Annotated in this window: 18 protein-coding genes; 4 read left to right on the top strand and 14 right to left on the bottom strand. The window is 67.0% G+C overall.

Features of this window, described 5'->3' with window-relative positions; all coding sequences use genetic code 11:
* Nucleotides 1-168, top strand: a 168-nt coding sequence (locus AB0F44_RS24575) for an acyl-CoA dehydrogenase family protein (protein WP_357356982.1), incomplete at its 5' end; no start/stop codon positions are given.
* A 67-nt stretch (nucleotides 169-235) separates the two neighbouring features.
* Nucleotides 236-1738 carry an MmgE/PrpD family protein gene (locus tag AB0F44_RS24570; RefSeq protein WP_357359285.1) on the top strand — a complete coding sequence of 501 codons (1503 nt, stop codon included), beginning with the start codon at nucleotides 236-238 and terminating at the stop codon, nucleotides 1736-1738.
* A 41-nt stretch (nucleotides 1739-1779) separates the two neighbouring features.
* Here the strand turns inward: AB0F44_RS24570 and AB0F44_RS24565 are convergent, their stop codons facing one another.
* Nucleotides 1780-3033 carry an MFS transporter gene (locus AB0F44_RS24565; RefSeq protein ID WP_357359284.1) on the bottom strand — a complete coding sequence of 418 codons (1254 nt, stop codon included), beginning with the start codon at nucleotides 3031-3033 and terminating at the stop codon, nucleotides 1780-1782.
* Between the two features lie 345 nt (nucleotides 3034-3378).
* On the opposite strand from AB0F44_RS24565, the gene AB0F44_RS24560 reads away from it, so the two are divergent.
* Entirely contained in the window at nucleotides 3379-4074 is a 696-nt protein-coding gene (locus tag AB0F44_RS24560) for a FadR/GntR family transcriptional regulator (protein WP_357359283.1), read from the top strand.
* A gap of 101 nt (nucleotides 4075-4175) precedes the next feature.
* On the opposite strand, the gene AB0F44_RS24555 is transcribed toward AB0F44_RS24560, so the two are convergent.
* From AB0F44_RS24555 to AB0F44_RS24530, 6 genes are all read right to left on the bottom strand, one after another.
* On the bottom strand, nucleotides 4176-5426 hold the full coding sequence (locus AB0F44_RS24555) for a multidrug effflux MFS transporter (RefSeq protein WP_357359282.1): 1251 nt from the start codon (nucleotides 5424-5426) through the stop codon (nucleotides 4176-4178).
* Between the two features lie 189 nt (nucleotides 5427-5615).
* Complete coding sequence (locus AB0F44_RS24550) at nucleotides 5616-6566, bottom strand: aldo/keto reductase (RefSeq protein ID WP_357359281.1); 951 nt, start codon at nucleotides 6564-6566, stop codon at nucleotides 5616-5618.
* Between the two features lie 51 nt (nucleotides 6567-6617).
* The gene (locus AB0F44_RS24545; protein WP_357359280.1) at nucleotides 6618-7130 is read right to left on the bottom strand and encodes a lytic murein transglycosylase; all 513 of its coding nucleotides are present in this window, start codon (nucleotides 7128-7130) and stop codon (nucleotides 6618-6620) included.
* 251 nt (nucleotides 7131-7381) lie between these two features.
* A complete protein-coding gene (locus tag AB0F44_RS24540; protein ID WP_357359279.1) occupies nucleotides 7382-7798 on the bottom strand; it encodes a cyclophilin-like fold protein in 417 nt (138 codons plus the stop codon).
* 124 nt (nucleotides 7799-7922) lie between these two features.
* Nucleotides 7923-9038, bottom strand: coding sequence for a PQQ-dependent sugar dehydrogenase (locus AB0F44_RS24535; protein ID WP_357359278.1), 1116 nt, complete (start codon nucleotides 9036-9038; stop codon nucleotides 7923-7925).
* A complete protein-coding gene (locus AB0F44_RS24530; RefSeq protein WP_357359277.1) occupies nucleotides 9035-9700 on the bottom strand; it encodes an SDR family NAD(P)-dependent oxidoreductase in 666 nt (221 codons plus the stop codon). Before AB0F44_RS24530 ends, AB0F44_RS24535 begins: the two co-directional genes overlap by 4 nt.
* A gap of 291 nt (nucleotides 9701-9991) precedes the next feature.
* Between AB0F44_RS24530 and AB0F44_RS24525 the strand changes: the two genes are divergently transcribed.
* Nucleotides 9992-11230: an MFS transporter gene (locus tag AB0F44_RS24525; protein ID WP_357359287.1), complete on the top strand. Its 1239-nt coding sequence runs from the start codon at nucleotides 9992-9994 to the stop codon at nucleotides 11228-11230.
* A 102-nt stretch (nucleotides 11231-11332) separates the two neighbouring features.
* On the opposite strand, the gene AB0F44_RS24520 is transcribed toward AB0F44_RS24525, so the two are convergent.
* The 7 genes from AB0F44_RS24520 to AB0F44_RS24490 all read right to left on the bottom strand — a co-directional run bounded on the left by AB0F44_RS24520 (nucleotide 11333) and on the right by AB0F44_RS24490 (nucleotide 22044).
* Nucleotides 11333-13792, bottom strand: a complete 2460-nt coding sequence (locus tag AB0F44_RS24520; RefSeq protein ID WP_357359276.1) for a transglutaminaseTgpA domain-containing protein — start codon at nucleotides 13790-13792, stop codon at nucleotides 11333-11335.
* A gap of 4 nt (nucleotides 13793-13796) precedes the next feature.
* Complete coding sequence (locus AB0F44_RS24515) at nucleotides 13797-14990, bottom strand: DUF58 domain-containing protein (protein ID WP_357359275.1); 1194 nt, start codon at nucleotides 14988-14990, stop codon at nucleotides 13797-13799.
* Complete coding sequence (locus AB0F44_RS24510; protein ID WP_357359274.1) at nucleotides 14987-16039, bottom strand: MoxR family ATPase; 1053 nt, start codon at nucleotides 16037-16039, stop codon at nucleotides 14987-14989. The genes AB0F44_RS24515 and AB0F44_RS24510 overlap by 4 nt, the downstream gene beginning before the upstream one ends.
* A gap of 218 nt (nucleotides 16040-16257) precedes the next feature.
* Nucleotides 16258-17496, bottom strand: coding sequence for an asparaginase (locus AB0F44_RS24505; RefSeq protein ID WP_357359273.1), 1239 nt, complete (start codon nucleotides 17494-17496; stop codon nucleotides 16258-16260).
* 59 nt (nucleotides 17497-17555) lie between these two features.
* On the bottom strand, nucleotides 17556-20066 hold the full coding sequence (locus AB0F44_RS24500) for an amidase family protein (RefSeq protein WP_357359272.1): 2511 nt from the start codon (nucleotides 20064-20066) through the stop codon (nucleotides 17556-17558).
* Between the two features lie 258 nt (nucleotides 20067-20324).
* Nucleotides 20325-20627: a MarR family transcriptional regulator gene (locus AB0F44_RS24495; protein WP_357359271.1), complete on the bottom strand. Its 303-nt coding sequence runs from the start codon at nucleotides 20625-20627 to the stop codon at nucleotides 20325-20327.
* On the bottom strand, nucleotides 20614-22044 hold the full coding sequence (locus AB0F44_RS24490; RefSeq protein WP_357359270.1) for an APC family permease: 1431 nt from the start codon (nucleotides 22042-22044) through the stop codon (nucleotides 20614-20616). The genes AB0F44_RS24495 and AB0F44_RS24490 overlap by 14 nt, the downstream gene beginning before the upstream one ends.
* Nucleotides 22045-22213: the final 169 nt, after the last annotated feature.

Here is a 22213-nt window from a genome sequence, read left to right as displayed (position 1 = left end):
GAGGTCGTGGAGGACTCCTTCCGCATCCACGGCGGCTACGGCTACTCCAAGGAGTACGAGATCGAGCGGATCATGCGCGAGGTCAAGTTCATGCTCATCGGTGAGGGCACCAGCGACATCCAGAAGATGATCATCGGCCGCTCGCTGCTCAAGGACTACAAGTCCTAGATCCTTCCCGTCGGCACCAGCGCCGGGCGTCCCCGCGACCCGGAGCCCAACGAAATAGTGAGGTCGGATGATCAGCCATACGGTACGAACCCGCCTGTCATCGGAGAAACTGCCTCGCGAGGAACAGCTCGCCTGGAAGCTCGCAGCCATGGCGATCGATCCGGTCGCCGTCCCGGCGGACGTCGTGGACATGGCCGTCGACCGGGTGATCGACAACGCCGCGTGCGCGGCGGGAGCACTCGCGCGCCGCCCGGTGGTGGCAGCTCGAGACCAGGCGCTACGGCATCCGGCGGCTCCGGGAGCGATGGTCTTCGGCGCCTCGGAGCAGACCCGAGTCTCAGCCGAGTGGGCTGCGTGGGCGAACGCCGTTGCCGTACGTGAGCTCGACCTCCACGACACCGTTCACGCCGTCGACAACGGTCACCCGGCAGACAACATCCCCGCCCTCCTGGCGGTAGCGCAGCACTGCCATCTATCCGGCGCGGACCTGGTGCGCGGGATCGCCGCGGCCTACGAGGTCCAGGTCGACCTCTGCAAGAGCATCGGCCTGCATCAGCACAAGATCGACCAGATCGCCCACCTCGGACCCTCCGCGGCGGCTGGGATCGGGGCCATGCTCGACCTGGACAACGAGACCGTTTACCACGCGATCGGGCAGGCGCTCCACTGCACGACGACGACCTGGCAGGCACGGACAGGACAGATCTCGACCTGGAAGGCATTTGCCCCCGGATTCGCCGGGAAGGTCGCCATCGAGGCCATCGACTGCGCCATGCGCGGAATGACTTCTCCCACCCCCATCTACGAAGGCCAGAACGCCGTGATCGCCTGGATGCTCGACGGGCCCGACGCGACGTACTCGGTGTCGCTCCCCGGACCGGGAGAGCCGAAGCGCGCGATCATGGAGACCTATCCCAAGGAGTACTCGGCGGAGTTCCTCATCCAGCCGCTCATCGACCTGGCCAGGCACGCAGGGCAGCGAGTCAGCGACAGCGGGAGGATCGAGAAGGTCGTGCTCCACGTCAACAGCGACGCACACAACTTCGTCGGCTCTGGCTCCGGAGATCCGCACAAGTGGGATCCCAACGCCAGCCGGGAGACCCTGGACCACTCGCTCGCCTACATCTTTGCCGTGGCACTCCAGGACCAGGGCCTGCATCACATTCGCTCCTATGAGCGTAGTCGCGCAACGCGGCCCGACACGGTAGCGCTGTGGCAGAAGGTCAGCACGCTCGAGGACCCGGAGCTGACCCGGCTCTACCACGAACCGGACCCGGCCAAACGCCAGTTCGGCGGTCGTGCCGAGATCACCATGGCCGACGGGTCGGTGCTCGTCGAGGAGATCGCTGTGGCGGACGCCCACCCGGCTGGGGCGCGTCCCTTCGGCCGCGACGAGTACGTGGCCAAGTTCGCCGAGCTGGCCGACGGTGCGATCGCCGACGACGTCCAGCAGCGCTTCCTGTCGCTGGTGAGCCGGCTCCCGGACCTCACTCCCGACGAGGTAGCCGCCATCGCGCTCCCTGGCATCGCGCAGGCCTCTGAGCCGGCGCAGACCAAAGGAATTCTCTAAGCCTCCGGTGCCGCGGCCGGACGGCCGCGGCACCAGGCTCGTCAGACGGCGAGCGAATCTATGGCCGGGCCGACCTTGTCGGCCCGGTCCGCGCGTCGCAGCGGGATCCCGCACAACGCTGACACAACGGTCGCCCCGGCGACCCACAAGACGACCGGGATGGCCGAGGAGTAGCTATCCACCAGCTTCGTGAGGACAAGCGGAGTCACGGCACCGCCCACGATCACGCCGATCGTGAAGCCGACCGATAGACCGGTGTAGCGCACTGCCCCCGTGAACACCTCGGCGAAGAACACACCGATCGTGCCCCAAGTCATGGAGTAACCGGTCAGCATCACGATGTAGGCAACCATGACCAGCGCAAGACTCCCGGAGTCGATCGCCGAAACCCATGGGTAGATGGTGGCCGCGATCGCGACGTTTCCGACGATGAAGATTGTCTTGCGCCCACCGCGGTCGCTGATCGCGCCGACGAAGATGCTCGCAATGATCACCCAGATCGCGGCAGCGATGATGACAACCAGCATCTGGTTGCGACTGAAGCCCTGCCCCGCGCCGTAGGAGAGACCGAACACGGCCGCGACGTAGAAGGTCACCGAGTTGCCGACGGCCGCACCCGCGATGAGAAGCACTTCGGTCTTGTGGTGGCGCAGCACCTCGATCACGGGCGCGGGCTGGATGTCGTTCGACTTCTTCAGAGCGGTGAATTCAGGGCTCTCCTCGAGGCGTAGCCGGATCGCCAGTCCGAGTACGACGAGCACCACGCTGATCCAGAACGGCACGCGCCAACCCCACGATCTGAATGCTTCGTCTCCCATGCTGGAGCCGACGATCAGGTACACGACATTGGCGACGATGAGGCCGAACTGTGCGCCCGTCTGGACCCACGAGCCGTAGAACCCTCTCTTGTCCGCGGGGCTGTGCTCGACCGTCATGAGTACGGCGCCGCCGTACTCGCCACCGAGGGCGAAGCCCTGCGCAAACCGCAGGATCACCAGCAGGATCGGCGCGGCGACCCCGATGATGTCGTAAGAGGGCACCAGACCGATTCCCACCGTTGCCGTGCCCATGGTCAACAGCGTCGTCACCAGAGCGACCTTCCGACCCACGCGGTCGCCGAAGTGCCCGAAGACGACGCCCCCGAGGGGCCGCGCGATGAACGCCACGCCAAAGGTGGCGAACGACAGCAGGGACCCGGTCAGCGGGTCGGAGTTGGGGAAGAACACTTCGCCGAAGACGAGCGCTGCCGCTGTCCCGTAGATGAAGAAGTCGTAGTACTCGATGGTCGTACCCATCAAACTCGCGAGTCCGACCCTCCTGACGTCAGCGGTGGAGGTGCTGGAGTGGGACATGGCGCCTTTCTTTCTCAAAGAACCCGGGAATCGGTGATGCGGTGGGAGGCGTGGCGGGCCAGCGTGGCCTCGTGCCCGCATGAGCCTCACCAGAGAAGACCACAAACCTGACATTGCGACAAGTGTCGGACATTTAATCACCAGTCGACATCAAGCGCCTCACCCGTCGAGTACGAGATTCGCAGGAAACAGTCTGGCAATGGAGTGCCTGTTAGAATCTCCTTTCCCGACGATCTGGAGCAAGACATGGCAGCGTCAGCTTCCCAAGGCTTTGTGGTTCAGCAGGTCATGCGTCCACGTGAGCAGGTGCAGGCGCAGATCAAGGCGGCCATCTACGACGGCACGTTCGCCCAGGGCGAGAAACTGCCCTCCGAGAATGCTCTCGCCGACATGTTCGGAGTCAGCCGGCCGACCGTACGGGAGGCCCTGGGTGCATTGGCCACCGCAGGCCTCGTACGCAAGATCCCAGGCGCCAGCGGCGGATCCTTCGTCCGCGAGGTCGACACGAACGCGCTCGGGCGGATGCTGCAGGACTCGCTGAGCCACGTGCTCCAGCTGGGGTCGGTCGAGATCGATGAGGTCAGCCAGGCCCGCGAGGTCCTCGAAGTCCCCTGCGCGCGGCTGGCGGCGCGTCATGCCGATCAGGCGCAGATCGATGCCGCCCGCGACATCGTGTCGCAACAGAAGCGGATCGATCTGAGCTCACCGCAGGTCTCTGAGCTGGACCAGCAGTTCCACCGGATCATCGCCGAGGCGTCGGGCAACCGGCTGCTGGTCGCCTTCGTCGGCGCCCTCCACGCCTGCACGGCGCCCGTGACCTACCTCAACCTCACTCCCGAGGTGGGGCACGAGACCATCCTCCAGCACGCCCACATCATCAAGGCGGTGGAGGCCGGCGACGAGTTGGCGGCAGCAGAAGCCATGCGTGACCACCTTGCTTACGTTCGACAGTGGAGTCGTGACCGCCCGGCGACCGAGTCCTGACCTCGCCCAAGTGAGAAGTCCCGACGGCTATTGCCGTCGGGACTTCTGTCGTACAGCGAGGACTGCGGAGTCGACCGCCGAACCAGAAAGTTGCTAGGTCCCTAGCAGACGGGGAGCCCGGCTGGCTCACGCTCCACCGCAGGGGCCAGAGCAACGGTCGGATCGGCGGCACCCGCGTCGTGCTCGCTGGCTGTGCTGGTGCGCCTGACCAGCGCTACGTGGGCGACCGCGGCGAGCGCGACCGACGCGACGGTCACGATGCCCAGCGGCAGGACGGCCTCCGCGCCCCCGAGTCCGACCAGCGGCGCGGAGATTCCGCCGAAGCCGAATCGGGCCATGCCCAGCACGGAGGATGCGGTTCCGGCGAGCTCGGGATAGTCGGCGAGGGCCAGTGAGGTGGTCGGCGGCGCCGCGACGGCGGTGCCGGAAGCCAGGACGAACAGAGAGACGAGGACAACAGGCAGGGCAAGGTCGAACAGGCCGGTGGCGAGCAGACCCAGAGAGCCGCCGCCGGACATGACGATGCCGATGACGAGCGTGCCGCGCTCGGACCAGCGCTCGGCCGCGCGACCGCCGAGCCAGCCGAAGGCCATGAACCCCAACGAGTTGGCACCGAATGCGATCGAGTAGCCCTGCGGGGAGAGACCGTAGGTGCCCTGCAGGATGTACGTCGCACCGCTGAGGTAGGCGAACAGGGCAGCGTAGGTGAGACCACAGATCAGCACGGCGCCGACGAACAGCCGGTCCGAGAGCAGCGTACGGAAGTCACGACCGGTCTGACGCAGCCCACCGGTGGTGCGCTGCTCGACAGGAAGAGTCTCGCCGAACAACGCGGCGGCAGCGACGAGGAGAACGACGCCGATCGCGGCGAGGAAGAGGAAGAGCCCACGCCAGTCGGTGACGTTGGCCAGCTGACCACCGACCACGGGTCCGACGATGGCCGCGAAACCGCCGATGACTGTGAGCCGTCCGTAGAAGCGAATCAGCGCGCCACCCTCGTACACATCGCGTCCCGCGGCTTGGGCAATGACGATGCCCACGGCTCCGGCGAGACCCTGGACCAGACGAGCCAGGACGAGGGTCTCGATCGTGGGGCTGAACGCGCACAGGGCCGAGGCGACCACGTACGCGGTGATGCCGGCCAGCAGCGGAAGTCGACGTCCGAACCGGTCGGAGAGCGGCCCCGCGATCAGCTGTCCGACGGCGAGGCCGACCAGGCAGGCGGTCAGGGTGAATTGGGCGGCGGATGTGGCAGCACCGAGGTCGTCGGTGAGCGCCGGAAGGACCGGGAGGTAGAGGTCCATCGAGATCGGCCCGAACACGGTGAGCAGCATGAGCAGCGTGGCGAGCACAAGACCGACCCTGCGTGTGGCGGGACGGTCGGAGGGTGTGGATTGCACAGGAGCCTTCCTGGGATTGACGTCGTCTTCTCGTACACCACTACGACACCACCGTTCCGGCCCGCGCGAGAGTCCCGCCTGATGGGTGTACTCGCAGGGTGTCCCTCACGCGCGGCATCGCCAGGGAGCACCCGGGCGGGGTCAGGGAACGTTGTGGCCGGCGGCCCGGATGAGGCCGTACCACTCGCTGCGGGTGAGAGGGATGTCCGAGCCGGCAGCGGCGTCGGCGACGCGGCCCGGCCTCGTGGTGCCGAGCACGACCTGGATGCCCGCGGGGTGCCGCGTGATCCACGCGACCGCGATCCCGGTGGGCGTGACGTCGTACTTCGTCGCCAGACGCTCGAGCTCGGCATTCAGCTCCGGGTAGTCGGGCGAACCCAGGAAGACACCGTCTTGGAAGCCCTTCTGGAACGGGCTCCACGCCTGCAATGTGATCCCGTTGATGCGGGCGTAGTCGACGATGCCGCCGCCGTCGCGGGTGATCGAGTCCTCCTGACCCGCCATGTTCGACGACAGTCCCTGGGCGATGATCGTCGAGTGCGTGATGGACAACTGCACCTGGTTGGCGAGGATCGGCTGGGTCACAGCGGTCTTGAGCAGGTCGATCTGGCGCGGCGTGTGGTTCGAGACGCCGAACGCACGAACCTTGCCGCTGGACTCGAGGTGGTTGAACGCTCGGGCGACTTCCTCGGGCTCCACCAACGCATCCGGGCGGTGCAGCAGCAGGACATCGAGATAATCGGTGCCCAGCGCTTTCAGCGACCGCTCTGCGGAGGTGACGATGTGCTCGTAGGACTGGTCGTAGCCCCACGGGTCATCGATGATGCTCGTCTTCGTCTGCAGCCTGACCTGCTCGCGCTCGGAACTGCTGAGCTGCAGTGCCTCGGCGAACCGGCGCTCGCACAGGTGGGGGCCACCGCCGGGATGATTGAACCCGTACAGGTCGGCGTGGTCGAAGAAGTCTATGCCCACCTCGCGCGAGGCCGTGTACAGCGCGCGGATCTCCTCGTCGGTGTTGCCGGCGATGCGCATCAGGCCCGTGACGACGTTGGGCACCGTCGTGCCGTTGGCTCCGAAGGGAACGGTCTTCATTGGTTCTCCTGCAATCAGCTGGTTGTAGGTCTTCTCGGTCGGTCGAACTTGTCAGGCGCCGGTAGTCGATGGCTGCGTCAACGCGGCCGCGTGGTCGGCGACGTCGCGTGCGTAGGGCAGGGACCGGTTGTACGCCGCGATCGCTGCGTTCCAACCGTCATCGGTAGCGAGGTCCTCACCTCGCACACACAGGTAGGTCGCCGCGGTGAGGACGGCGTCATCGATCTGGTGCGGGTCGGTCTCGCCGTCAGCGTTGCCGTCCTGGGCGTATCGCAGCCAGGTCGTCGGGATGAACTGCATGGGGCCGACCGCGCGGTCCCACTCCGCATCGCCGTCGAGTGCTCCCTCATCGGTGTCTGGGATCGCCATCACACCATCGCTGCCGTTGAGCGGCACCCCGGTGATCGGTGGCGTCACCGTGCCGGCCGAGCCGACGGTGGCGCCGTTGTAGCTGCCATGGAGCGACTCGACGGTGCCGATCCCGGCGAGCGTGTTCCACCCGATGCCGCAGCCGGGGCGGTCCACCGAGACCCTCAGCGAAGCCCCGCCATATGCTGCGAGCACGCGTTCGGGGATCCCGGTGCGTTGAGCCGTACGAGACACCCAGGCCGGATCCGGAAGTCCGGCTATGGGTCTCCCGGTGAGAGCGGCGCCCGCGCGCCCGGTGTCAGCCAAGTCCTGGGCGGGTGCGGCGGGATACGCCCGTTCGACATACGGGGCTGGCTCCTCGGCAGCGGAGCTGCACCCCACGGCGAGAATCGCCGTGAGCGAAGCGGCGGTCGACGCCAGAATTCGGCGTGCGGCGATAGTGATCATTAGTCCTCAAGACTCGTAGCGTGCTGTGAAACTCGGTCGAGGATCGTGACGGTGACCTCGCCGTCCTCGAGCGCCTCGAGCTGCTTACGGGACGCGTCATAGACACCCAAACGGACGATGTTGGCCGATGGCGCCCCACGCTCGCCCCTGTAGAAGAACGCGATGTCGCCCCAGGGGACGTAGATGGCCAAGTCCCCGGCTCCGGCACTCGAAGGCGGCGACCCGGCGGTTCGGATCTCGCGCGGCGGATAGGCGATCTTCTCCACTCCCTTGAAGTCCTCGAACGAGAGCGTCAGCGGCAGCATCGTCAGCAGGTCCTGGACGGCGGGGTTGTCTTCATCGACGTGCACGTCGATCGAGCCGCCGGAGGCGGTGGCAAAGCGGATGACCGTGCCCGGGCGCGGGGATGGTGTCATCGAACCGGCCTTTCTTTGTTGTGAGACATCAGGACCAGAGGTGAATCGCGCGGCAGATCGAGCGGTGCGCTCGGCGCCTCCCCGCCGGTGATCGGGATGCGCGACATGGGATCTCTCCGACCATCTACGCCGCGGGGTCGAACCGCAGGACGCGGTCGTCGTCGGATCCGGGGTCACCGCGGCCGTCGGTGTTGCTGGTGAGCACCCGCAAGGACCCGTCGGGCGCGAGAACGACATCTCGGAAGCGCCCGTACTCGCCGGCAAGATGTTCCGTCGAGGACGCCAAGTCATCCAGCGGGACCTCGCGGAGCCGCTCGCCACGTAGGTTCGCGATCCAGATCGACCCGTCCGCGATCGTGATCCCGCTGGGGCTGGCGTCTGCCGGAGCCCACTGCTGCACCGGGTCGATGAACCGGCTGTCCTCACCGATGCCCTCGACCTCCGGCCAGCCGTAGTTGCCGCCGGCCTCGATGACGTTGAGCTCGTCCCAGGTGTCCTGACCGAACTCGCTCGCATACATCGTCCCGTCCTCGCTCCAGGCCAGGCCTTGCGGGTTGCGGTGCCCGTAGCTGTAGACGAGGGAGTCGTCGAAGGGGTTGTCACGGGGCACGTCTCCGTCGGGCGTAAGGCGCAGGATCTTGCCCGACAGCGAGTCGCGGTCCTGCGCGGCCTGGGCGTTTCCGGCGTCCCCGACGGTGACGTAGAGCATCCCATCGGGGCCAAAGGCGATCCGCCCGCCGTTGTGGTAGGACGCCGCGTCCAACCCGTCGAGGAGCACTTCGGGCTCGCCAAGGCCGAGCGACCCGGGCGCACCGCGCAGCTCGTACCGTTCGAGGCGGTTCTCGTCGCCCGAGGTGAAGTAGGCGTACAGGTGCTGCTCGCGCACCGCGATGCCGAGCAGGCCTCCCTCCCCCATCGGCGATGCACCCTCGATCACGCCGACCTCACGGGACGTTCCGTCTCTGGCCAACTCGAGGATCCTGCCGGAGTCGCGCTCACTGAGCAGCGCGGCGTTGCCGTGGAAGGCGATTGACCACGGAACGTCGAGGCCCGACGCAACGGTGTCGACATTCCCGCTGGACGACGCCGTGCCACCCGGCTGCGCCGTTTCAGGCGTCTGACTCGGATCCGTCGAAGGCGCCTGATCCGGCGAGGCCGCGCAGCCGGCCAGCACCGCTGCGGCGAGGACCGGTACCAGCAGCGCGGGCAGGCTACGTGCGACGACGGGCGGGATTCTCATGCCGCCCATTCGCCGACGAAGGATCGGAACGCGCCGCGGTCACGGTGGAGGGACCAGATGCGGTCGGCGAGAGCGTCGGGTTCGTGGTCGGGCTCGCCCCCACCGATGCCGTGGGGGATGATCAGCTGCGCGACATGGATACCCTCGGGCGCGAGGGCCTCGTGCAGCATCTGGCCGTAGGCGCTCTCTCCGGCGAAGGCGACCGAGGTGCCGGCCACGCCCCCGCTCGGACGGACAGCACTGCCGCCGTTGATGAACAGGATCGTCCCGCGGCCAAGCTCCCGCAGCCCCGGCAGCACGTGCTGCACCGCGGTGACCGGTCCGTACACCGACTGTTCGACGGGTCCGACAAGATCTTCCGCCGTCGTCTCGAGCACCGGCTTCATGAACTCGCGCGCGGGGACCGGGCTGTACTGGAGCACCTCGATCGGGCCGAGATCCGCCGCCGCGGCGTCGAGTGCAGTGCGTAGCGCCTTCGGATCGCGGACATTCGCCGCGTACCCGCGCGCGGTGACGCCGTCGTAGGTCAGCTCGGCGGCCAGCTGGTCGACATTGGACTGTGTGCGGGAGATCAGCGCGATGGAGAATCCCTCGCGACCGAAGCGGCGCGCAGCAGCCTGCCCGAGCCCGGCGCCGGCACCGATGATGGCGACTGTGGTCATCGTGTTCCTTTCGTCATGAGATCCCGGGTCCCGGTGATCTTCACGCCGTCAACGCTAGGCGTTCGGGTGGCGCCTGAGGGAGACCCTGTGAGTACGTCCATCAGCGGGGACTGCCCGCCGACAAAGAACACCGCATCATGTACAGCAGCGAATCGTGCGACTCCGTCCAGGCCGATCGCAAAGGGGTTCTCGCAATACCTGCACTGAGCGGGTAACCCTCCCGGGAGACATCAGCGGTTACATGGGAGCGAACCAGAAGCACAGTGCGTTGAGGAGACGGCCACGTCCAGCATCGAAAGCACCATCCTGCAGCCCGCCAAGCCCAAGGGACGCCGGCTCGGCTTCGTTGGCGCGACCGCGTCCTTGGTGGCTGTGTTCGTTGCCTCAGGCGCCCCGATCCCGCTCTATGAGCGCTACCGGGTCGCCGACGGTCTGGACACTGGTGATCTCTCGATCGCCGCCGTGACCTACTTCGTCGCGGTGATGATTGCCCTCGTCGTGCTCGGTCGCCTCTCCGACCACGTCGGGCGCAAGGCCCTCGCTCTCACCGCGGTGAGCCTGGCCGCCGCGGGGTCGCTGGCGCTGCTGGACGTCACCGGGCTGCCCGTGCTGATGGCCGGCCGCGCGCTCCATGGACTGGCCTGCGGGCTGGGTTCCTCGGCCGTCGCCGCGTACATCGTCGACCTCGCCCCGGCCAAACCCCGATGGCTGGCCGCGACTCTGGTTGCGGGGTCCCCGCTGATCGGGCTGACCGTCGGCGCGATCGGCTCGGGTGCCCTGGCCGAGTACGCCCCCTCGCCGGAACAGACGCCCTACCTGACGGCGACGGCCCTGCTCGCGGCCTGCGCCGTGCTCTTGATGGTCTCTCCCGAAGCAGTTGCGCGCCGTCCAGGCGCGTTGTCGTCGCTGCGCCCGCACGTACATCTGCCACACGGGATCCGCCCCCTGCTGCCCGCCGCGATCGCCGTGTTCTGCGGGACCTGGGCCTTCGGCGGCTTCTATCAGGCCTTCAGCCCGACGATCTCCGCCCAGAGCCTCGGAACCACGAACACGTTGATCGCCGGCGTCGTCTTCGCGTCCTTCATGGCGCCCTACGTCGTCGGTGGTCCGCTCGCCGGCGCCCTCTCACCGGTCCGAGCGCAGCGCGCCGGCATGGTCATGTTCGCCTTCGCGGTGGTGGGCGTCGTCATCGGTCTGCGCACCGGCGAGATCGTCACCGTCATCCTGTGCGGCGTCGTCGCAGGAGCCGCTCAAGGCGCGGCGTTCACCGGATCCATGCGGAGCCTCCTACGACGAACTGGTCCCGCCGAGCGCGCCGGGCTCATGGCGACTGTCTACCTGTTCTCCTATTGCGGTGCCGCAGTGCCGAGCCTGATCTCCGGCCAGCTCGCCGCGGAGGGACTGACGCTGGAGACGATCGCGCTCGGGTACGCCGGGCTCGCGATCATCGCCGCAGTGGTCGTGCTGGCCGGTTCGGGCAGACGTGGCGCCAGGCCCGGCGACGGGACCTCGCTGGCGCCTCCCGATTGACGCCCGGTGCCGTCGCCTACGTGTACCGCATTGACCCCGATGTCGTCGGTCGCCTCCATGACCAGCCATCGCTATTTCACGCGAGCTCCGTCGGTACCACTCTTACTTCAACCCTCCGTCCATTGGCATCCTCACGTACGGCATCTTCGCGCCGCGGTCGCGCCACAGCGATCTGGGAAGGAGGGTGGCGCGGATTCGAACGGGGCGGGTGCTGCGCTGTACGAGCCAGGCGGCGGCGCATTCGAAGAGTGGTCGGATCTGTGTGTCCGGTGCCGAATGGGTCGCTCCGCCGTACCTCTCGGCTGATGCCGCCTCGGCCAGTCGATGAGAAGCAGCAGCTGGTTCGGTGGTCATGGAAACTCGAGCGTGAAGGTACTCGGCGAGAGCTTCGGCCGACATGGCTCGCGGGGCCGGTGTGTCCGCCGCCGGGGCGAAGAGACCGAGGTCGGTCGCGGTGTCGACCAGCTCGGCCCACGCGTTCTGCGCCGGCGCGTTGCCACGTGCCATCGCGTACCGTCGTCGGCGCCGCCTCAACAGTCGTACGGCGGCGGGAAGAAGCAAGATCAAGAGCACCGGCACTGTCCACGCGGCGCCTCGTTGGAGATCCGTGCCCGGGCCACCTTCGTCACCAGCATCACCCGATGCATCAGGCGTCGATCGGTCTGTGCCTTCGCCGGGCGTCGTCTCCTGGGGTGTAGGCGTCGTTTCAGCCGAGGATGGCGTGTCTTCCGCGATGGGCTCGGGCGGAACCGGTTGATCCTGCACTGCGCCGGCGGAAGCGCCTACCGGCGCGCTTCGGGATCCACCACGTCCCGGCGTAGGTTCGAAGGCCACCCAACCGACGTCGTCGATGTAGATCTCGGGCCAGGCATGGAGGTCTCGCCCCAGAACGTCGGTCTCGTTGTCGGTCGAGGCGTAGCTCGCGTAGCCGACCGCAAGACGAGTCGGCACGCCGAGCTCACGTGCGAGGACCGCGAACGCCGAGGCGTAGTGGACGCAGAAGCCACGCCGCTCGGTCAGCAACGCCTCGATCACAGCGTACGGCTCACGGAGGTCGGCACCAGGCTGATAGGGCGCGTCCAAGTCGTAGGCGAACTCCCCGCTCTGGAACCAGTCCTGGAGCGCGTACGCGACATCGAGGCGATCATCTGTCCGCGCCCCCACACGTTGAGCAGTTTCGGCGAGCGTCGGGGGTAGCTCTGCGGGCAGCTCTAGGTATGGGTCGAGCTCGTCGGGAGCGTCGCCAGGACCGGAGAAGAGCTGCGTAGAGGACGCTGGCACGTCATCGCGCGACAGGTTGTCGACCAGCAGCGAGGTAGCGAGGGCTGTGTACCGATCACCCCGTCGGGTGAGCGCGTCCTCGGTCCTCGCAGTGCTGGCCTGAGAGGACCATCGCCATTGCTCGAGATCGAGGGCACTGTCGTTCCCCTGCCCGGGGTCCGGCTGGACCTCAGCAACTTGGACGGTTGACTGCGGGAGAGGAAGCCAGCTGCTGAGCAGCCCGTCGATCTCGATCGTCACAGATCGGTTCGGGACTCCAGACGCCCCCGCTGCTGATGGCGTGGGTGCTGGGGTGACCGAGGTGGTTGAGCGTGGGTCGGCGACGGTCAGCTCGTTCTCGTCGAGGTCTTCACGAGGCTGCCACTCGCCGCCATCGAAGTCCGCGAGGGTCGCGAGGGTGAACCGATGGGCGCCGGGCACGTCGCTGGTGTAGCTGAACGCGCGAGTCTGGCTCCGATCGCGCAGGTCTCTTGCAAGCGTGACCGTGACATCCGGGACCGCGTCCGAGACGGGTGATCGAAGAAGCGAGCTGTTCCACACACGGTCCTGGACAGGCGGCATCAGCGCGACCGCCGTGGCCGCGACCACCACCGCGACCCCGGCACTCAGCACGCCGGTCCACTGAGGATGGGGTGATGCCGCCCAAGCCAGAAGCGCCAGAATCAGCCCCACGCCCAGCAGGGAGAGCCCGCTGACGGATGTCCCGTTGACGGCGACCGGCACGAGCAGGAGAAGAGCTGGGATCACGCCGGCCGCCAATGGGTGGTCGGCGCCGATGAGCAGGGCGGCCGAGAGAGTCACGGTCACGACGACGGCGAACAGGAGCACATGCGAGAACGGCTCGCCGGGGGCGAACGGCGGCATCTGTCTGATCGTGAAATCGACGAGCTCGGTGAACTTGGCGGCCGGGTCACGCAGCCAGCCGCCCAACTCCCCTGACCTCGTTGTCCACCACAGCCAGCACGCCAGCCCTGCCGCCGCGCCACCACCGACGGGGATCGTCACGGCGATGCGCTTGCGTCGCACTTGTGTGCGCGTGAGCACGCGCAGAAGGCACCCGACAGTGATCGTCGCGGTGCAGATCGTCAGGGCACGCGACAGCCACGCATTGGGCGTGAGTACGTCTGTCAGGTCGTCCAGGACGAGAGCCCACAGCGCGATCAGCAAAAAGCCTGTGAAGACGAGTCGGCCGACCGATGGTGCCGCCGCTTCTGGATTGTGGTCGATCACGTGGATGCCAGGTTGCGGCTGGATCTCACCAGTCTGTGGCGTCCGCCTCATGCCTCTAGCCATGATCGCCGACCTTCACGCCACGGCTGCCCGCAGGCACCGGTGAGGAGATCATGACCTGAGACCAGCCTGCCGAGCCCACGTACTCTGCCGTGGGACAGGTGGTGAGCAACGTTCCGCTGGACCGGGTCGATTCCAGTTGGCGGGCCAGCTGACGCGAGACGGTCCCGGAGACCACCACATCGGCCGACCCCTGTCCGCCAAGAGTGGAGAGCATCGGCTCAGCTGGGGTTCCCGCAGCCTTGGCCGGTGCCAGTGTGATGTGGGCGGTTGCGAGATGCCGCAGCATCTCGCTTCGCCTGGTGCACAGATTCGGATGCCGATCACCAAGGTGCAACTGCACCGGCTGGCCGTTGTCCAGCCATCTGGCAGCGACGGCGGCCGTCGCGGAGACCGCAGTCTCGAACTCGGCACCGTCCGAGTACGCAGCAGGGTCGGTCACGAGCAGGATCGAACGCTGGGCAGCATCACCGGTGTCGTGCACTTTCACCAGAAGCTCGCCTTGCCGGGCACTCTGCTTCCAGTGCACCTGACGCATCGAGTCACCCGTCCTGTACTCACGCACAGCGCCGACGGTGCCGCCCGAGTCGGCGGAGCGACCTCGGAGCGTTGCACCCGCCTCCGCGCGCGTCATGGCGTCCAACTCGTCGGGGAGGGTCTCGAGGAGACGTGGAAGCACCAGCAGTTCGGCAGAAGTGTTGTGACGGAGCCTTCGCGCGACAAGCCCCAATGGGTCGGGAACGACGAGCGCGGTGACACCGACTCTCTGCGGCCCACGGTTGTGCGCGACGAGACCCGTCCGAACCACGACTTCGCTTGCTCGTGGCACCACCAGCGACACATTCGTCCGCTCGGCAGACTTCGTGGCCGTCTGCCCTGTCGTCTCGGCGGCTGTCTCCCACACGACCCGGACGGGGAGCGTCACGGGGAACCGATGACCGACGACGAGGACGAACGTCGACGGCTCGCCGACGGTCGGTGTTGGACTGGGAACCGAGAGCCGCAGGTCGAAGCGGGCGAGCGCCGAGAGCACCAGTGACGATGGGAGCGCGACCAGCACCATCGCCAGCAGCAACGCTGCCAGATAACGCAGATCGCCAAGACCAACGACCCGCGAGCACACCCACAGTCCCGCTGCGGCGATCACGAAGGCCCAGCCCCGGCGCGTCAGCGCGAAGGGCAACATCATCGAATTCGGGTGCTGGCGACGATATCGGCGACGATGCCGGCTGCTGCCGTGTTGGCGTCGTCAGCCGTTGCGAATCGACCGCTGAGCGTCAGCCGGTGCGGAAGCACCGTGCCGGCGATCGCTGCAACGTCGTCCGGGGAAACGAAGTCTCGTCCACGTACGGCTGCCCTCGACTGGGCCATTCGCGACAGGTGCAGGGTCGCACGTGGACTGCCGCCGAGGGACACGCTGGGATGAGCACGTGTTGCGGCGACGATCGCCACCAGATAGCGGGCGACTTCCTCGCCCAATCGCACCTGTGCGACCTGCCGCTGCGCAGCGACGACGTGCTCCACGGTCGCCACCGGCCTGATTGCCTCGACGGGTTCGGACGGCCCGCGAGACAGGAGCATCGAAACCTCAGAGGTCTCGCTCGGGTAGCCGAGCGAGATGCGCGTCATGAACCGGTCACGCTGCGCCTCGGGCAGAGGAAACGTCCCCTCCATGTCCTGCGGGTTCTGAGTCGCCACCACGACGAACAGCTCCGGCAGCGGATGCCTCGACCCGTCAACGGTGACGGCACGCTCCGACATGGCTTCCAACAGAGCCGACTGGGTTTTCGGCGTGGCCCTGTTGACCTCATCGGCGATGGCGATGTTCGCGAAGATCGGCCCCGGGTGGAAGCGAAACTCGCGGCTGTCCTGGTCGTAGATGGACAGCCCGGTGACATCCGTGGGCAACAGGTCAGAGGTGAACTGAACACGTCGCACCGTTGCATCGATCGATGCTGCCAGCGCCAATGCGAGTGTCGTCTTGCCGACACCGGGCACGTCCTCGAGCAGCATGTGCCCTCCGGCGAACAGGGTCGTGATCGCTGCTTCGATCGCATCTGGCTTCCCTTGCAGCACATGCTCCAGGGGGGCTTCGAGTCGTCGAGCGATGTCCGCTGCCTTGACGTTCGTCCCGTCGACCGCCTCGTTCGGAGTGCGAACGTTCGCACCGCTGAAACCCAGCCGAGTGTCCGGGTCCGACGTCAAAGGGTCGGTAGAGTCAAGATCTGCCAGCTTCATGCCGTTGTGTGTCCCATGCGGTCGTGTGTCATGTGCTCTACACCGACGGTAAGCGGTGTCGGCTGGGGGAAACAGGCACTGTCAGTGCATCCCTTGCCGCGACACCCCAGAGGCTCCTCGGTTCCTGCACGTCGAGGTCTCCCAACGAAGCGTTCTGCCGCCGAGCGAGAGCTCGGCGGCAGAACTGGACGGCTCGATCCGTTGGCCCAGACCCGGCCTCAGTCCCGATAGGTGCTCAAGTCGAACTCCGGGTTGCCGATCGTCGTGAACCAGTCCCGAATCTGCTCCTGGTCGTCGCCGAAGGTGAGGCCGAGCTGCAGCAGCATCCGTGCCTTCTGCGGCAGGAGGTCGCCGGCGCCGATGACTCCGGCAGTGCCCGTGTCATAGGTGCCCTCGCCGCCGGTTCGGGTCGCGGAGACGAAGAGGACACCGTCAGCGATGGCGGCCCGTTGGGCGGGCGACTGGGCGTAGGAGATGTTCCCGGGGCCGTGCCCGGCGGTGACGACGCCCCGCGCACCGTCTGCCACAGGACCGGCGATCGTCGCGGCCGAGGCCTCGACGTACCCACCCACGATGTCTACACGGGCCAAGTCGTCGGGCGTGGTCCCACGCAGGTCGAACGGCGTCCGCCAGGCCTTGGTCCCGCAGTCCATGACTCGGGCGGGGGCCCGCATCGTGCGGACGTTGTCTTCGTTCACAACACCCAGAGCGCCGTAGGCACGTGACTCGAAGGTGTCCATCCGGTACCCGTCGGTCTTGGTGACGTCGCGGGCCGCGAAGAACTGGTCGTTCAACAGGACGACCGTGCCGAAGCATGTCGTCTTGCCACTCGCCGCCAGGCGGATCGAGCTGAACAGGTTGGTGTACGCGTCGTAGGTGAACGTCCCGTACTGATGCATCGACCCGGTGACCACGACAGGCTTGCTCGACTGGACCGTCAGGTCGAAGAAGTAGGCGTCCTCCTCCAGCACGTTGGTCCCCGCTGTCACCACGACACCATCGACCCGGCTCTTGCGGAGCTGCTCGTCCACGGTGCGCGAGACGTCGTACAGGGTCTTGTTGGTGACGGCGCCCGACGACCCCAGGGACGACGTGCGCACCACGGTGAGATTGGCGACCTGGGCCAGCTCCGGATACATGTCTTCCAGGATCGTCTGCACACCGCCCTCGACCGACCCCTGGTAGTGCAGGTAGCTGATCCGATCGCGCGCTCGGGAGGTCAAGGTCCCGCCGGCGTCGATCACCACGATGTCCGGTTTCTTCGGGTCGCGCTTCGGCCCGATCGGCGTCTCCGGGAAGTCAGGCACCGTGTATCGGGCGACGATGCTGGCCACCGAGGGTCCGGTGGCCGACGGCGCGGTCTTGGCTGCCGCCGACAGCGGTGCCACGAGTGCGACGAGCGCCGTGGTGGCTGCAAGGGCGGTGACGAACGGTCGCCGCTTGTGTAGGCGTGACATGTCTTCTCCTTGGCTGTTGCTGTTGATCGACGTGCTGACGGCACGGTCGATGGTGTGGGTCACGACACTCGCGCTTCGCGAGTGCGATCGCGGACGGTGGCGTGGCGGTCCGCCAACGGATCCATCGGGGCGATCGCGCGGGGGCTGGCGTGCTTGTCGTACTTCAGGGCCGGGGCGATGGACGGGAGCACCCGACCGTTGTCCACCGCCTCGTAGGCGTAGGCGAACCCGAGCAGCTCGGCGTCCTGGAATGCCTTGCCCTGCAGCTGGAACCCGACGACCTGGTCATGAGTGTTCACCCCGGCGGGGAAGATCATCGTCGGAACGCCCGCGTCAGAGGACTGCGGGTCTCGACGACCGAAGCTGTTCCCGGAGCTGTCGTTGAGGTGCACGTCGCTCAGCTCGGTCGGGTAGAGCACCACATCGACGCCGTTGTCGTCCATCCAGGCGGCGAGTCGGTTGCGGTAGTCCACCCGCACAGCCTCGACCGCTCGCTGCTCCTCCTCGGTCCAACCGGAGCTTGCTCTGGTCAGCTGGTCGAGGCCGACCGGAGAGTCAGGATGGGCCTCGAGCCATTGCTTCCAGCCTTCGTAGTTCCCCTCCGACCAGACGCTCCCGAGATCACCCATCGAGGGCGCGGCGGGGGCAACGGGAATGTCCTTGATCGTGGCCCCGGCCTTCTCGAACACGGCGAACTTCGCACGCAGCGCGTCACTGGTCTCAGTGGAGCCGAACGGGTCGTCGAAAGCGTGCGCGGGGACACCGATGACCTTGCCGCGCAACGCGTCCTTCGACAGCTCCGCTGTCCAGTCGGCCGGGCGGTGGCCGTTGGCCACGTTGTCCAGCACGTCCTCGGGGTTGTCGACCGCAGCGACGTCGAGCAATGAAGCCAGGTCACCGACGGACTGCCCCATGAAGCCGACGTAGTCCTGGATCAGCGCCAGTGGCATGGTGCCGGCGCTGGACTGCATGCCGTCGGTACCGCGCAGCGAGTACAGGCTCGCCGCACCGGCCGGACCCCACAGCGAGTCACCGGACTGGGTGCCCATGACCGCGGCCGCGAAGCTCGAAGCCAGCGCGACGGCGGAGCCACCGCTGGAGCCGATGGAGCTGCGGGAGTTGTCGAAGGCGTTCCAGACCTGGCCGTAGTCACTCTCGCTGAAGTGACCACTGTTCGCGAACTTCGACAGGTTGGCCTTGCCCAGGATGATCGCGCCCGACTCGCGCAGCTTCTGGACCTGCCACGCGTCGTTCTGTGGGGTCCAGCCGTCGAACAGCAACGAGCCGCCGGTGGTCGGCATGTCCTTGGTGTCGATGATGTCCTTGACCAGGATCGGGATGCCGAGAAGCGGACGCTTGTCGCCACGCTTGCGAGCGGCGTCAGCGGCCTTTGCCTGCCTCATCGCGTCGGGGGCGACCGCCAGGACGGCATGGAGCCCGAACGGGCCGCGGTCGTAGGCGGCGATGCGGTCGAGGTAGGCGCGGGTGATCTGCTGGGCGTCGGTGGCGCCCGCCTCCATGTCAGCGGTGAGCTGCTCGATGCTCTTGCCGACGACGTCGTACGGCGACGTCGTCACCAAGGACTCGGCCGGCGTTGCTCCGGCGACGGGGACGCGGATCGCGTTGTACGTCGTCCGAGCGCAGGTCTTCGGACGTACCCCGAGGGCTCGGGGGTCGAAGTTGACCACCGAGCAGACTTCACCCGTGCTGAGACCGGCGAGGTCCGGGGAAACTGCCAGGTCGGCCGCCCTGGACTGAACCGCCGCGACCTCGGTGCCGGCCGCAGGGATCGGGTTGCCTGCGAGGGCGCGCACCTCGGAGCGTCCGGTGACCACGAAATGAGCCAGGGAGGCGGTCTCACCCGGCTTGATCACCAGCTGGCTCACGAGCCCTGGGTGGTTGGCCTCGTCGCCGGTCGTCGGCAGTGGGTTGCGGAACGGGTCGCGTAGGAAGTTGCCGAGCGTCTTGAATGCTTCGGCACGGCCGGGCGTGCCGACCACCGTGGCCGAGGGACCGTTCTGGCTGGCAGACCCGCCGCCGGAGGACGGGGAATACCAAGATGCCCAGGAGTCGGCGTCAGTGATGGTGTCATCTCCCGACGACGTGCCGGCGAGGACGGCCCTGTTGACACCGGTGCCGTATCCGAGCTGACCACCGAAGGCGATGTCGATCTTGATAGGCGTACGCCTCGTGTTGGTGAACGAGTCAAAGAAACGCCCATAGCTCTCCGAGCCGTTGAGCCTCAGCTCACGCTGGACGACTACGCCGTCGACCTCGACGCCGCGGGAGGTGGTGAACGTGTCACGCCCGTCGTTGGTGATCCCGAATCCGCGCAGGAGGATGCCGTTCAGCGGGCTCTTCCCTCCGCGGACCCGCACCCGCAGTCCGCCGAAACCCTGAAGGGCATTGGCGGCCGTGTTCCGTACGCTGCCAGTGTCGAGTCCTGGAATGGCTGAGTCGTGGACGTTCCAGCTGTCGCCGGTCGTGGTCGGGACAGAGGTGAGGCCTTGCGCAGCGGGGGTGGTCAACAGCGTGCCGGCTACGACGACCGCCGCCAGCGTTGGGGCCACGAGTCGCTTGTGGAACCGGCCCCTTCGACTTTGCTTCATGGAGTGTCACTGCCCTTCCGTGTGCGGACGTCGGCAGCGCTCCGAGTGCGCTCATGAACGTTGAGCCCACGTCCGACCGTCCACGTGTTCGCGGCAACCCGGTCGGGTTGCCGCGATCAGTAGATCGAGCGCGAGTCACCAAGCCGTTGCACGGAGGTTGAGTCCACGTGGTTCCAAATGAGAACAGGACCATCGGCACCGGATCGCAGAGGCCGGCGCCTACGCCTCAGCAGGAAGGCTCACATCCGTAGCCTGGCCCGGGCGGGGCAGCGATGTCCCCAGCACGCGCACCCGCTCTCCGATAACGAACCCGCGAAGGTCCGGGGTACGCACTAGATACTCGTTTGCGACCAGATGCTTGATGATCCGATAGACACTCGCCTGCGACATCGGCAGCGCTTCGACCAGCTGGCGAGCCGTCACCCCCGGCCCGATCCGATCCACCGCCTCGAGCACCGCGAATGCGCTGTCGACCGCACCTGGCTGACGCGCCAGGAAGCCATGGGCATCAGACCTCGGCATGCTCACAGTCCCGCGCGTCGGGTGGCAGTCGCACCGCGGAGGCGAGCGCTTCATCGTGCATTCCGACGTAACGGCCATCATCGCCGCAACCTGCACCCGGGCTGGTGCCCCACTTCAGCAACAAGCCGACGACGAAGGCGACGACCAGCATCCCCGCCCCGAGGTAGGCCCCCTGACGCACGTCCGTCACCAACTCGTTGACAGCGACGGCGGCAGCGGCCGTACCGGCCACGACAGCGGCGATGACGGGGAGCGCGGAGACCTCGTCGATCGCCTTGAGGAAGGCAACCAACGACACTGCCGTCAGTGTGTACGCGGCGCAGATGACCACGCCGGTGGCTTCCTTCAGCTCCCAGGAGAACGCTCCGGCCCCTTCGCCGGCGAGCACTGCGGCGATCGACGGGAGGAACGCGAGCGGTGTCACCGTCAGAGCGGCCACCATCGGAATCCCGCGAGCATTGACCCGTCCGAGCACTGCGGGGAGGACACCTTCGCGGGCGAGAGAGAACAGAAGTCGGGCAAGGGAGCACCACATGCACAACGCCAGTGCGATCAGAGACCAAGCCAGCACGAGCAGAACCAGCGCGTCGATCACCGAGCGATCGTCACCCGGCGCGAACCAGCGCCAGGTCCACACCGAGGGCGCGTCGTCAGGTCGGGCCGATGCCACCACGTTCGCCAATCCGAACAGCAGCGCGGCGAGTCCCAGGCCCGAGCGCAACGCAAAGGGCACCTCGATGAACGGGCGCTTCGACTCCAGACCGAGCGAAGCCGAGCTCTCGAACGCCAAGGTGAGCACCACGATGAACCCTGCGCCCATCAGAATTCGGGTGACCGAGGCCCCCTCGAGCGAGAACTCCGCCGACGACGGGAACCCGTAGCGCGCGGTCCAGGTGCACAGCACGACACCCAGCATCACGAAACTCACGATCTCCGCGAGCAGAGCGGCGCGCGTCGACCAATGGATTCCGCGACCGATCGCGTACAGGCACATGACGGCACCGATTCCCAGCAGAATCAGCTCACGTCCCGGACCGCCAAGCACGCCGATCCCGGCGGAGCTCAGCGCGGCATCGGTCCGTCCCGCAGCATCCGACAGACCGAACCCGATCATCCCCGAGTACCCGATCACGAGACCACCGGCGACAACCAAGGCTGGCAACGGTCCCAGTCCCTTGGCAACGAACGTGTACAGCCCTCCAGCAGACTTGAACCGTGTTGCGAACTGATTGAAGACCAGGACGAACAGTCCCACGATGGCAAACCCCAGCAAGCTGCTGACCCAGAACCCTGGTCCGATCATCGAGGGGAACGCCAGTCCCGAACCGAGAGCAGTCAGCGATGGCACAAGGACCGCGACAGAGTGGGCCGTCAGGTCAAGACCACTGACCTGACGGCGGGCCACCCCTTCGAACACCGAACTGTCCCGGAAGCGTAACGAGGGGCGCGGCCGCCCTGATGCGGACGACCCCGACGGCTTGTTGCTTGTCGACACATGAGGACCGTACGCGGGAGATGTTTCACCCCAGTGTCGACGAGCACGTGTGATCATCGACCTCGCTCCCGAGCGGGCGGGGCCGCCGGCC

It is taken from the genome of Nocardioides sp. NPDC023903 (assembly GCF_040639295.1).
Classification (GTDB): Bacteria; Actinomycetota; Actinomycetes; order Propionibacteriales; family Nocardioidaceae; genus Nocardioides.
The sequence above is the reverse complement of the archived record's forward strand: the minus strand, read 5'-3'. Positions and strand labels throughout refer to the sequence as shown.